Source organism: Streptomyces sp. NPDC006510, from assembly GCF_040611955.1.
Classification (GTDB): Bacteria; Actinomycetota; Actinomycetes; order Streptomycetales; family Streptomycetaceae; genus Streptomyces.
This window is the reverse complement of the sequence record NZ_JBEXPH010000230.1, coordinates 1-11,732: the sequence shown is the minus strand read 5'-3', so window position 1 is coordinate 11,732 and position 11,732 is coordinate 1. Positions and strand designations below refer to the sequence as shown.

The 11,732-nt window shown below is 72.0% G+C and carries 10 protein-coding genes; 6 read left to right on the top strand and 4 right to left on the bottom strand.

The annotated features are described in order from the left end of the window. The first annotated feature begins 278 nt into the window (after positions 1 to 278). Together ABZY11_RS38515 and ABZY11_RS38510 are read left to right on the top strand one after the other, a co-directional pair. On the top strand, positions 279 to 1,316 hold the full coding sequence (locus tag ABZY11_RS38515) for a sporulation protein (protein WP_356483629.1): 1,038 nt from the start codon (positions 279 to 281) through the stop codon (positions 1,314 to 1,316). After that, complete coding sequence (locus tag ABZY11_RS38510; RefSeq protein ID WP_356483628.1) at positions 1,316 to 1,573, top strand: twin-arginine translocase TatA/TatE family subunit; 258 nt, start codon at positions 1,316 to 1,318, stop codon at positions 1,571 to 1,573. The genes ABZY11_RS38515 and ABZY11_RS38510 overlap by 1 nt, the downstream gene beginning before the upstream one ends. A 321-nt stretch (positions 1,574 to 1,894) precedes the next feature. On the opposite strand, the gene ABZY11_RS38505 is transcribed toward ABZY11_RS38510, so the two are convergent. Both ABZY11_RS38505 and ABZY11_RS38500 read right to left on the bottom strand, forming a co-directional pair. After that, positions 1,895 to 2,905: an endonuclease/exonuclease/phosphatase family protein gene (locus ABZY11_RS38505; RefSeq protein WP_356483627.1), complete on the bottom strand. Its 1,011-nt coding sequence runs from the start codon at positions 2,903 to 2,905 to the stop codon at positions 1,895 to 1,897. Between the two features lie 53 nt (positions 2,906 to 2,958). Further along, on the bottom strand, positions 2,959 to 3,603 hold the full coding sequence (locus ABZY11_RS38500) for a M15 family metallopeptidase (protein WP_356483626.1): 645 nt from the start codon (positions 3,601 to 3,603) through the stop codon (positions 2,959 to 2,961). 186 nt (positions 3,604 to 3,789) lie between these two features. Here ABZY11_RS38500 and ABZY11_RS38495 point away from each other — a divergent pair, with 186 nt between their 5' ends. The 3 genes from ABZY11_RS38495 (at position 3,790) to ABZY11_RS38485 (ending at position 6,836) form a co-directional block, all read left to right on the top strand. Further along, on the top strand, positions 3,790 to 4,503 hold the full coding sequence (locus ABZY11_RS38495) for a response regulator transcription factor (RefSeq protein ID WP_356483625.1): 714 nt from the start codon (positions 3,790 to 3,792) through the stop codon (positions 4,501 to 4,503). Beyond that, positions 4,500 to 5,669, top strand: coding sequence for a HAMP domain-containing sensor histidine kinase (locus ABZY11_RS38490; RefSeq protein WP_356483624.1), 1,170 nt, complete (start codon positions 4,500 to 4,502; stop codon positions 5,667 to 5,669). Before ABZY11_RS38495 ends, ABZY11_RS38490 begins: the two co-directional genes overlap by 4 nt. Before the next feature lie 111 nt (positions 5,670 to 5,780). After that, positions 5,781 to 6,836 carry a biotin/lipoate A/B protein ligase family protein gene (locus ABZY11_RS38485; RefSeq protein ID WP_356483623.1) on the top strand — a complete coding sequence of 352 codons (1,056 nt, stop codon included), beginning with the start codon at positions 5,781 to 5,783 and terminating at the stop codon, positions 6,834 to 6,836. A gap of 56 nt (positions 6,837 to 6,892) precedes the next feature. Here ABZY11_RS38485 and ABZY11_RS38480 read toward each other — a convergent pair whose 3' ends face one another. Continuing rightward, positions 6,893 to 9,391: a SpoIIE family protein phosphatase gene (locus ABZY11_RS38480; RefSeq protein WP_356483630.1), complete on the bottom strand. Its 2,499-nt coding sequence runs from the start codon at positions 9,389 to 9,391 to the stop codon at positions 6,893 to 6,895. Between the two features lie 83 nt (positions 9,392 to 9,474). After that, entirely contained in the window at positions 9,475 to 10,950 is a 1,476-nt protein-coding gene (locus ABZY11_RS38475) for an amidase (RefSeq protein ID WP_356483622.1), read from the bottom strand. Between the two features lie 239 nt (positions 10,951 to 11,189). Between ABZY11_RS38475 and ABZY11_RS38470 the strand changes: the two genes are divergently transcribed. Beyond that, on the top strand, positions 11,190 to 11,732 hold a 543-nt coding region (locus ABZY11_RS38470; protein WP_356483621.1), incomplete at its 3' end, for a hypothetical protein.

The window sequence follows — 11,732 nt, the reverse complement described above, 5'->3', positions numbered from 1 at the left end:
GGGTGGGGGGGCGTTGGGGCCCCCCCCCCCCCCCCGGCCCCGGACCGCTTCCGATCACCGCCCCACTGGTAAAAGCACGGCAAAACACGCACGTCAAGCGGCTACCCGGACCGTCTGAGCGATCCTTTTCGGACTTTCCCGTCCGCCGAGCCCGCGCGGCTCCGGCAAGCCCCGCCACCGGCCCTATGCTCTACACGTCTGTAGAGAACGGGAGCCATCGCCGGCCTTCCCGGACTCCCCCGCACCCCTCGTACGCACATAAGGGAGTGAACGCCTCAATGGTGTTCAAACGACTGCTCGGCTCACTCGGCGTGGGCGGCCCCACCGTCGACACCGTCCTCACCACCGGGGCAGCCGCTCCCGGCGGCCCGCTGTCCGGCCAGGTCCATCTCAAGGGCGGCAGCGCCGACTTCGACATCGACCACATCGGGCTGGAACTCGTCGCACGGGTGGAGGCCGAGCACGAGGAGGGCGAGGAAGAGCACGTCCTGGTCTTCGAGCGCTTCACCGTCGGCGGCGGCTTCCGGCTGGCCGAGGGCGAGCAGCTCAGCGTGCCGTTCACGGTCACGCTGCCGTGGGAGACACCGATCACCGAGCTGTACGGGCAGAGCCTGGGCATCGTCCTCGGCGTACGCACGGAACTGTCGGTCTCCGGAGCCAAGGACAAGGGCGATCTCGATCAGCTCGCGGTGGGCCCGCTGCCGGTGCAGGAAGCGATTCTCGAAGCGTTCGGACAGCTCGGCTTCGGCTTCGAGTCCGCGGATCTGGAGTACGGCCGCATCGGCGGCACCGGCCAGCAACTCCCCTTCTACCAGGAGATCGAGCTGACCCCGTCGCCGCAGTACGCGCACGCGGTCAACGAGATCGAGGTGACCTTCCTCGCCACCGCGGGCGGCATGGAGGTGGTCCTGGAGGCCGACAGGCGTGGCGGGCTCCTCTCCGGCGGGCACGACGCGGTCACCCGGTTCATGGTCGCGCACGACGGAATCCACCATCAGGACTGGCGGGCTCTCGTCGACGGCTGGCTCCGGCAGCTGATCGAGCACCGGTCGGCGTACGCGGCAGGCTCCGCGTACGGACACGGGCACGGCGATCCGTACGCCGGGCACCACGGCCACGAGCCCGGTCACGGCCACCACGGTGACCACCACCACGACGCCGGTCACCGCTCCGGCCCGGGGCTGGGAACGGCCGTCGCGGTGGGCGCGGCCGGGCTCGCGGTCGGCGTCGTCGGAGGCATGGTCGCCGCCGAAGTCGTGGACGAGGTCGGGGACTTCTTCGAGGACGACAGCGATGACGAGGGTGAGGACGACTGATGTTCGGAATCAGTGAGATCGCGATCATCCTGATCGTGGTGATACTCGTCCTGGGTGCCAAGCGGCTCCCCGAGCTGGCCCGTTCCGCGGGCAAGTCGGCCCGCATCCTCAAGGCCGAGGCGAAGGCGATGAAGGAGCCGAAGGGAGCCGAGGGCGAAGCGGTCTCGCCGCGCGTCATCCGCGGCGAGACCGTCGGCCGGCAGGACGCCGGGGACCCGAGGCCGGATACGGGGCAGCAGCCTCAAGGCCGCATGTGAGACACCCGGTTCGGTAGACGCGACGGCCCCTCGGGGACCGTCCCCGAGGGGTGCCCCACCGGCGTCCACGCCTCGGGTCCGGTCCGGTCCGGTCCGGTGAGCGTGGTTCATGGCCGGTCCCGGGTGAGGTCCCACATCCGCAGGGCGTGGTCCCCGCAGATGCCCGGCGCGAATCGTCCGCCGGCGCTGACGGCGACCGCGCCCCGATCGCTGCTCGCGCCGCCACCCCGTACTCTCCGGCCCAACGGTCGCGGCCCGGTGTGCCCGAGCCGGCCTTCGGATGGCGTCCCGGTGACCGGCGGGGTCCGCCCGGTGGACGGCCTATGCCCTGAGTCCGGCGGCGATCGGCCGGTGGTCGCTGCCGGTGGCGGGGAGGGTCCAGGCATCGGTGGGGGTGACGCCCCTGGTCAGGATGTGGTCGACACGGGCGATCGGGAAAGCCGCGGGCCAGCTGAATCCGAAGCCGGTACCCGCCTCGTCCTGGACCGACGTCAGCCGGGACGCCAGCGGTGCGAGACTGCGGTCGGTAGTGGTGCCGTTGAGGTCGCCCAGCAGGAGGACCTTCTTCTGCTGTTCGCGGCCGAGGACCCGGTCGAGGGCGGTGAGGGCCGCATCGCGCCGGGAGACGGTGAACCCGGTTGCGCCGACGCGGACCGAGGGCAGGTGGACCACGTACACGGCGAGGGGGCCGTTCGGCCCCTGGATCCGGGCGCGCAGGGAGCGGCTCCAGCCCGGATCGATGGTGACGCGCCGGGATCCGGTGATGGGGTAGCGGCTCCACAGGGCGACGGTGCCGATGCGCACGGAGTGGGTGAGCCGGTGGTCCAGCGCCTTCCGGTAGGCGGGCAGGGCGTCGTCGGTGATTTCTTCCAGGGCCACCAGGTCGGGGTCGGCGGCCAGCAGCGTCCGGGCGGTCGCGGCGGGGTCGGGGTTGGTGGCGTTGACGTTGTGGGTGACCACGGTCAGGTTCGGCTCGGCATCGCCGCGCCCGCCGAGGAACAGGGACGCGAACACGGCGAACCACGCGGCACCGAGCAGGAGCGCGGCGACGACCGCCGGCACGGACCTGCGGAACAGGGCGGCCAGGAGCAGCACCGGTACGGCCAGGCCGGTCCAGGGCAGCACGGTTTCGAGCAGGCTGCCCAGATTGCCCGGCGAGTTGGGCACCGAGGAGTGGCAGACCAGCACAAGTCCCGTCACCATCGCGACGGCGCTCGGAATCCGGCCTCCGCCCCGACCCGGTCCGGGTTGGGCGGACGGTGTCTCGTCGGGATCGGAGAATCCGCCTCCGATGTACACATCCGGGTAGGGGTCCTCACGCAGATCGGCCATGGCATTTCCTTCGGAAGGGGCGGCGCGGATTCAGGGGCGGTGCACATCGCCGGTCAGCCGGCGGCGTCGCTCAGGGGAGCCGGGCAGGTGCCACCGGGGCCGGTCAGGAGCTCGAAGTGCCACATCTCGTTGTCGTAGACCTGGCACAGGCCGTAGTCGGAGCCGTTGCGGATGAGCCAGTCGTCGGCATCGGTGGGACCGATGTCGACCGCCGTCCCGGACACATGTGTCGACTTCTCCGGGGTGTTCACGAACTGCCTGGCCTTCTCCGGGCTTCCGTACCTCTCGATGGCCTCGTCCAGCAGGCGCTGCTGGTGTTCCTTGCTGCGCCATCCCGAAGTGACGCGGAATTCGACGCCGTCGCCACGGGCGTCCCGGGCCGCCTCCTGCACGGCCTTCAGCAACGGTTCGTCGAGACGGCCGATGGCCGGGTACCGGGTGTCGAACGGGGTGGGTTCACGGCCCTTCGGGGTGTCACCGCCGTCGGTGCTCTCCGGAGCGGCCTCCGCGGTCGCACCGTCGTCGTCCGGCTCATGGCCCGCCGTGGTGGTGGCGTGCGCGGCCGGTTCGCTCCGGGTCGTCACGCTCCAGAGCGCCGACAGGGCCACCACGACGACCGCACCGACGACCGCCGCCGTCCGGCCGGGGAAGCGACGCGCTGCCGTGGCGGAGCGGTTCGCCGTGGGGTTGTCGTGCATGGTGACCTCCGGTCGTCTCGGACGGGGCGGCAGGCGCCGCGGACTGATGCCCTGAGTGAACGGCGGGCCGTGTTGTCGGACCGTTTCGATTTCCCGATACGTTTTCGATAGCCCCGGACCGTTCCAATGGGGGCGGCCGGGCAGGCCGGTGACCGGCCGGGTGAGGCACAGAGCAGGAGTGGCCGTATGCGGGTGCTGATTGTCGAGGACGAGTTGTATCTCGCCGAGGCGGTGCAGGCGGGTCTGAGGCTCGAAGCCATCGCCTCCGACATCGCCGGGGACGGCGACACCGCCCTGGAACGCCTCGACGTGAACGCGTACGACGTCGTCGTGCTCGACCGGGACATCCCCGGGACGCACGGTGACGAGGTGTGCCGGATCATCGTGGAGCGGCGGCTCGGCTGCCGTGTGCTGATGCTGACCGCGGCGGGCCTCCTCGATGAGAAGGTCGCCGGGTTCGAGATCGGCGCCGACGACTACCTGACGAAGCCGTTCGATCTGAGGGAGCTGGTCGTGCGTCTCCGCTCGCTGGCCCGCCGGCCCAAGGACAGCACACCGCCCGTCATCGACTACGCCGGAATCCGGCTGGACCCGTTCCGGCGTGAGGTCTTCCGCGACGGGAGATACGTGGCGCTCACCAGGAAACAGTTCGCCGTCCTGGAAGTCCTCATGACCGCGCGAGGCGGCGTCGTCAGCGCGGAGACACTGCTGGAGCGGGCCTGGGACGAGAACGCCGACCCGTTCACCAACGCGGTCCGCATCACCATGTCCACGCTCCGCAAACGGCTCGGTGAGCCGTCGGCCATCCATACCGTGCCCGGCGTCGGATACCGTCTCGACGAGCCGGCGGGGCACAACGGAGCGGCAGGGCACGACGGGTCTGCGAGGCGCGCGCGATGAGCCGCCGGTCCACACCCCACCAGGACACCGTCGCGCAGGACCCGGCCGGGGGCCCCGCACGGTCCGGGCGGCCACGGCGACTGACCGCCCGGATGAAACTCACCCTCACCTATGCCCTGTTCGTCGTCGTCGCGGGGGCGTTCAGCCTGGTCGTGGTCTACCTGGCCATGCGCTTCGTGCCCAACTACCCGCTGGGCGACGTGAATCCGCAGGCCGCGGCCGTCGCCACCCGTCCGGACATCCTTCAGGCCCTGGTCAAAGCCTCCGGTGTCACGCTGCTGCTCCTCGCGCTGATCGGACTCGGCGGCGGCTGGCTCATCGCGGGCCGCGTCCTGCGCCCCCTGCAGGACATCACCCGAGCGGCCCGACGGGCCGCCGGCGGCTCCCTGGACCACCGCATCGGACTCACCGGTCCGCGCGACGAGTTCACCGATCTCTCCGACACCTTCGACGACATGCTCGCCCGCCTCCAGCGGTCCTTCGACGCCCAACAGCGCTTCACCGCCAACGCCTCGCACGAACTGCGCACACCACTCGCCGTCAGCCGCACCATGCTCGACGTGGCCGTGGCCGACCCCGACGGCCAGAACTACCGCCAACTCGTCTCCCGGCTCCGCGAGACCAACCAGCGCGGCATCGACATCACCGACGCCCTGCTGCAACTCTCCGCCCTCGATCACACCCCGCCCGGCACGGAGCGCCTCGATCTCGCCGACACCGCCCGAAGCGCGGTCGACGCCGTCCGCGCGGAGGCCAGGACCCGGGACATCGCCCTCTCCACCGACACCCGCCCGGCCCCGGCCACCGGCAACGACGTACTGCTGCGCCAGCTCGTCCTGAACCTGCTCCACAACGCCGTGCGGCACAACCTGCCCACGGGCGGATCGCTCTCCCTGACCACCGGCCCCGACCCTGCACGTCCCGGCCGCGCTCTCCTGACCGTCACCAACACCGGACCGCCCCTGGCCGGCCCGGTCGACCGCCTCACCGAGCCGTTCCTGCGCGGCGGTGGGCGCCTGGCCGAGCAGGACCCCACCCGCCGCGGCCACGGCCTCGGTCTGGCGATCGTCTCCAGCATCGCCCGGGCCCACCGCGCGGAGCTGACCCTGACCCCCAACCCCGGCGGGGGACTCACCGTCCGGGTATCGCTGCCCGGCACCGCGTAGGGCCTCAGCGCGTCCGTCACGGTGAGCGCGGGGAGTAAACCGCACAGTGGTGACGTTATGTGTGATCGGCCCCGATACGTGGAGCGGTCGGGCGGATGTGGAGGCAAGGCTGTGCACGGTGAGTACAAGGTCCCCGGCGGCAAGCTCGTCGTGGTGGATCTCGATGTCGAGGGCGGGGCACTGCGCAACGTACGGGTCGCCGGGGACTTCTTCCTCGAACCCGACGAGGCGATCCTGGCGATCGACGCGGCGCTGGAGGGCGCACCGGCCAACACCGACACCGCCGGTCTCGCCGCCCGGATCGACGCGGCGCTACCCGCCTCGACCGTGATGCTCGGCCTCAGCTCCGAAGGCGTCGCCGTCGCCGTGCGCCGGGCGCTCGCGCACGCCACCGAGTGGAGCGACTACGACTGGCAGCTCATCCACGAGGCGCCGCAGTCCCCGGCGCTCCACATGGCCCTCGACGAGGTCGTCACCGCCGAAGTCGCCGCGGGGCGCCGCCCGCCCACGCTCCGGGTCTGGGAGTGGGACTCCCCCGCCGTGATCATCGGCAGCTTCCAGTCCCTGCGCAACGAGGTCGACCCGGCAGGCGCCGAACGCCACGGCGTCACGGTCGTGCGCCGGGTTTCCGGCGGCGGTGCCATGTTCGTGGAGCCCGGCAACACCATCACGTACTCGCTCTCGGTCCCGGACGCCCTGGTCTCCGGCCTGTCGTTCGCCGACAGCTACGCCTATCTCGACGACTGGGTGCTCGGTGCGCTCGGCGAGATGGGCATCAGGGCCTGGTACCAGCCGCTCAACGACATCGCCACGGACGCCGGGAAGATCGCGGGCGCGGCCCAGAAGCGTGTGGTCGGCGGGGAAGGCGCCGTGCTGCATCACGTGACCATGTCGTACGACATCGACGCGGACAAGATGCTGGAGGTGCTGCGGATCGGCAAGGAGAAGCTCTCCGACAAGGGCACCAAGAGCGCGAAGAAGCGCGTCGACCCGCTGCGCCGTCAGACGGGACTGGCACGCGAGGCCGTCATCGAGCGGATGATCGACTCCTTCCGTACCCGGCACGGCCTCACCCGGGGCAAGGTGACGGACGAGGAGATGGCACGGGCCGAGGAGTTGGTGCGGACGAAGTTCGGCACCGAGGAATGGACCGCCCGGGTGCCGTGAGGCCGGTTTCTCGGGTGCCGTGAGGCCGGTGTGCGGTCGGTCCTGCGCCGGAGGTCTCAGGTTCCCGTCGTCGGGATCTCCTGCTCGGTCCAGATGATCTTGCCTTCGGCCGTGTAGCGGGTACCCCAGCGGCGGGTGAGCTGGGCGACGAGGAAGAGGCCGCGGCCGCCCTCGTCCGTGGTGCGGGCGTGCCTGAGCCGCGGCGAGGTGCTGCTGGTGTCGGAGACCTCGCAGATCAGGACGGACTGGCGCAGCAGCCGGATCCGGATCGGCCCGCTCGCGTAGCGCACCGCGTTGGTCACGAGCTCGCTGACGATCAGCTCGGTCGTCATCTCCAGTTCCTCCAGGCCCCAGGTGTTCAGCTGGCGGGCGGCCCGGGCCCGGACACCGGCGACGGCGGCCGGGTCGGCCGGAACCTCCCATGAGGCGACGTGGTCGGCGCTCAGCTCGTGGGTACGGGCCAGCAGCAGGGCGACGTCGTCGGGCTGGGGCACCGGGACCAGGCGCTCCACGACCGTTGCGCACAGGGTGTCGAGCGGAAGTCCGCGCTGTGCCAGGGCGCCGCCGAGGCGGGACATGCCGAGTTCGGGGTCCTGGTCCCTGCCTTCGATCAGGCCGTTGGTGTAGAGGCCGACCAGGCTCCCTTCGGGCAGTTCGGTCTCCGCCATCTCGAAGGGCATCCCGCCCAGGCCCAGGGGCGGCCCCGCGGGCAGTTCGAGGAAGGTGACGCGGCCGTCCGGGGCGACGACGACCGGCGGCGGGTGGCCGGCGCGCGCCATCGTGCAGCGCTGGGTGACCGGGTCGTAGACGGCGTACAGACAGGTGGCGCCGAGTACGGGTGTGCCCTGCTCCCCTCCCTCGGGTTCCTCGTCGCTCAGACGGAGCACGAGGTCGTCGAGGTGGGCGAGGAGTTCGTCGGGCGGCAGGTCCATGTCGGCGAGGGTGTGGACCGCGGTACGGAGCCGACCCATGGTGGCCGCGGCGCCGATGCCGTGGCCGACGACGTCGCCGACGACGAGGGCGACCCGGGCGCCGGACAGCGGGATCACGTCGAACCAGTCGCCCCCGACACCGTCCTTGGCATCCGCCGGGAGGTAGGCGGACGCCACGTCCAGGGCCATTCCGCCGGGCAGTGTGTGCGGGAGCAGACTGCGCTGGAGGGTCAGCGCGGCGGTGTGCTCATGGGTGTAGCGGCGGGCGTTGTCCACGCACACGGCGGCCCGTGCCACCATTTCGCGCGCCGGAAGTACGTCTTCCGGTTCGAACGGGGCGGGATTCACCGACCGGATGAAGGTGGTCAGGCCGAGCACCGTGTCCCGGGCCCGCATGGGTACGGAGATGAGCGAATGGAGTCCGAATTCGCGGATGGTCGCCGCCCTGGCCGGCTGTTCGACCGCCCACACATGGTTGTCGGGGTCGAGGACCGGGATGAGGACGGGTTCACCGTCGATGAGGAACCGGATGTCGTGCGGCGGGGGCACGAAGTCCACCGGGTCGCCGACCCGGGAGATTGCCTCCGGGCAGCCCTCGCGCACCGAACTCATCCCGGCGCGGAGCATCTTCGGCCGCACGGCGACGGCACTGGATCGGGCGAGTTCCGTACCGGACAGGCCCGTGCCCAGGGGCCATGGACCGGGCGCGCCGGCGCAGGCGACCGGCTCCAGCAGGTCGACGACGACGAAGTCGGCGAACCGCGGCACCGCGAAGTCGGCCAATTCCTGAGCCGTACGCGTCACGTCCAGGGTGGAGCCGATACTGGCTCCGGCGTCATTGACCAGGGCCAGGCGTTGCTGGGCGTTCCACCGGTCGGTGACGTCCAGCACCATGTAGCAGAGGCCGGAGATGCTGCCGTCGCTGTCGGTCAGTGGGAAGTACGACGTGGAATAGGCGCGTCTGCGACGCGGATCGGCCCAGGTCCAGCCGAGGTACTCGTAGTCGATGACGGGAATCCCGGTGTCCAACACCCCGCGCATCAGGGTCTCGATGGCCTCGGCCTCCAGCCCCGGGAGCACCTCGCTCAGCCGGCGGCCCACGCGCTGCTCGCGCGGGACGCCGCCGAGGCGTTCCAGGGTGTCGTTCATCCAGGTGTAGCGCAGGTTCGAGCTCATCACCGCCATGCCGATCGGCGCCCCGGTCAGGAAGGCGTCCAGCACGGACTGCCCGACCGTCCACTCCGGCCGCCGTTCGCGTCCGGAGACCAGGAAGCACTCCCGGCCGTCCAGGTGGAACGAGGCCGAGACCCGGAGGTCCACCTCGATCCGGCTGCCGTCGCGTCGCCGCACGTCGGCGACACCTCGCCAGCCCACGCCCGCCCGGCACCGCTCGGCGATCCCCGCCACCCGTACCGGGTCCTCGGGCATGTCGAGCAGGAAGCCCGCGGACCGTCCGACCACTTCCGCGGCACGGTAACCCAGCAGGTCCTGCGCACTCTGCGTCCAGCCGACGACCGTTCCGGTACCCGCTACCACCGCGGTCGCGTCGTTCGCCGTGTCATGGGGGGTGCTCGGCGGCGAGGGCTCGGCTCCGGGCGCCGACTGCGGACCTGCACACGCCATACTGGCCACCACCCATCCACTCCTTGTCCATGATCCCGCCTCCCGCGCTCAGGTGCGAGCGACCGCGGACGGGCGCGGGACGGTCAGAGTGCGCCGACCGGCCCGGACCGGACGGCCGGGGCCGGGGGCCGGTGCTCGTACCAGCGCCGGTCGGCCTCCAGCTGGGCGGCGAGCGAGATCAGCCGTTCCTCACTGCGGGACGGGCCGAGCAACTGCGCCCCGACGGGCAGTCCGTCGGAGGTGAACCCCGCCGGTACGTTGATGCCGGGCCAGCCCAGGACGTTCCAGGGCCAGGCGTACGGGCAGGCCTCGGTCATCGCCAGATCGGTGCGCCAGGCGCTCAGCCCGTCGAAGCGGCCGATCGGGGGCGGCGGCAGGGCGGTCGTCGGGGTGAGCAGTACGTCGTACCCGGCGCCGGCCCGGGACGGGTGGAAGAACGCGCCGATCCTGCGGTGCTGGCGCACCTCGCGCTCCCTGGCCGCCCGTACCACCCGGCCACCGAGCCGGGTGCCGGTGCGCAGCGCGCTGCGGGTGCGCGGGTCGAGGAGGGCGGGGTCGGGGTGACGGGCGGCGAGTTCGGCGATCCCGGCGGTGGCGCGGGGGACGAAACCGAGGCCGATCAGCCCGTACTGGGGTCTGGCCTCCTCGACGTCGTGGCCCAGGCGGGCGAGGGCCTCGGCCAGGTCGAGGACGGCCCGTCGCACATCGGGGTGGGGTGCGGAGCCGGTGAGGGTGAGCGGGGGACGCCAGGCGAGGGCTATGCGCAGTCGGCCGGGGTCGCGGCGGGCGGCGGTCGCGGCGGCGACGGGGGGCGGCCGGTGCGGGTCGTCGGGGTGGGAGCCGGCGACCGCGTCGAGCAGCAGTGCGGCGTCGGCGACGGTCCGGGCGAGCGGTCCGTTGACGGTCAGGCCCTGGAAGGCGTCGATGTGCGGGTGGCCGGAGATCCGGCCGCGCTGGGGCTTGATGCCGACGAGATGGGTCCAGGCCGCCGGGATACGGACGGACCCGGCACCGTCCGAGCCGAGTGCGGCGGGCACGAGACCGGCCGCGACGGCCGCCGCGGAACCGCCGGACGAGCCGCCGGGAGTGTGGCCGGTGTGCCACGGGTTGCGGGTGGCGCCAAAGGCGGGACCCTCGGTGAACGGCCACTGGCCGAGCTCGCAGGAGTTGGTCTTCCCGACGATCACGGCCCCGGCCGCCCGCAGCCGGCGTACCGCCTCGCTGTCCGCGGTCGCGGCGGGCAGTTCGCCCTCGCAGCCGAAGTGGGTCGGCATCCCGAGGACGTCCGTGTCGTCCTTGACGGCGACCGGAACGCCGAGCAGGGGCAGCCGCTCCCCCGCCGCGAGCCGGTGGTCGGCCTCGGCCGCCTCGGCGAGCGCGGCCTCGACGCGCAGATGCCTGAAGGCGTTGAGGGTGCTCTGGCTCGCTTCGATACGGCGCAGCGCGGCGGCCACCTGCTCGGCCGAGGTGGTGCGGCCCTCGGCCAGCTCCCGTGCGCTGTCGGCCAGTCCGGTCGGGCCGGCCGGTCCGGTGGTTTCCACGGCTTCCGTTGAGGACATGGGCTGACCGCCTTCCTCGTATCGGAGGACACCTGCGCAGGACGTGTGCGCAGCGCGCCTGTTACGCCCGAACGAACTTACCGGAGGGTAACGATTGGTGAGCGGTCTGCTCAACCGTTCGGTGGAAAGTGGCCGGGGTGCGTCCGTGGGCCCGTTCGGGGTGTGACCGGGCGGGTGTCAGTGCCGCTTGCTACGTTCTGTCGCGGCAGCGGACGGTGAAAAGCACTGGTGGAGGGCGCGTGGAAGCGGAGTTCGAGGGCGAGTTCGAGACGCATCTGACGGTGCGCTTCGATCCCCGCGCCGGAGGCGGGACGGGGGACGCGGAGGAGGCCGCCCGCCTGGAGCACTGGGCGCAGCGGAACGGACTGAAGCTCACCCGTATCGTCCTGGACCGGGGTACCACGCCCGACCAGCCCATGCTGTCCGAACGGGGCCGGGGCTCGCTCTCCCGGCAGCGGACCGCCGCCGCGCTCCGGTCGGCCGAGCTGCGCGCGGCGGGCTTTCCCGTCGTACGCGTGAAGATCGAGGCCGCTCCGTGGAACGAGGACATACCCCGGACGGCGGACGAGGCCGCCGCGCTGTCCCCCGACTGCCACTTCGAGCACCACGTCAAGCTGCTGCTCTCGGGTGAGCCGCAGCTCGCCGTCGCACGGGCCGTGGCCGAGCGGCACGGCGCACGCCTGTCGCGCAACGCCCGCCGCACCACCGGGCCCGGCCGCCACGAGCGGTTCGTCACGCAGCGCTGCCACGCGGTGGGCCGTCCGGAGGCGAGGGCCCGGCTC

Coding starts and splice junctions, on each gene's coding strand:
- ABZY11_RS38495 (WP_356483625.1), top strand. CDS start 3,790: ATGCGGGTGCTGATTGTCGAGGACGAGTTGTATCTCGCCGAGGCGGTG.
- ABZY11_RS38475 (WP_356483622.1), bottom strand. CDS start 10,950: ATGTCCTCAACGGAAGCCGTGGAAACCACCGGACCGGCCGGCCCGACC.
- ABZY11_RS38480 (WP_356483630.1), bottom strand. CDS start 9,391: ATGGCGTGTGCAGGTCCGCAGTCGGCGCCCGGAGCCGAGCCCTCGCCG.
- ABZY11_RS38510 (WP_356483628.1), top strand. CDS start 1,316: ATGTTCGGAATCAGTGAGATCGCGATCATCCTGATCGTGGTGATACTC.
- ABZY11_RS38505 (WP_356483627.1), bottom strand. CDS start 2,905: ATGGCCGATCTGCGTGAGGACCCCTACCCGGATGTGTACATCGGAGGC.
- ABZY11_RS38500 (WP_356483626.1), bottom strand. CDS start 3,603: ATGCACGACAACCCCACGGCGAACCGCTCCGCCACGGCAGCGCGTCGC.
- ABZY11_RS38515 (WP_356483629.1), top strand. CDS start 279: ATGGTGTTCAAACGACTGCTCGGCTCACTCGGCGTGGGCGGCCCCACC.
- ABZY11_RS38490 (WP_356483624.1), top strand. CDS start 4,500: ATGAGCCGCCGGTCCACACCCCACCAGGACACCGTCGCGCAGGACCCG.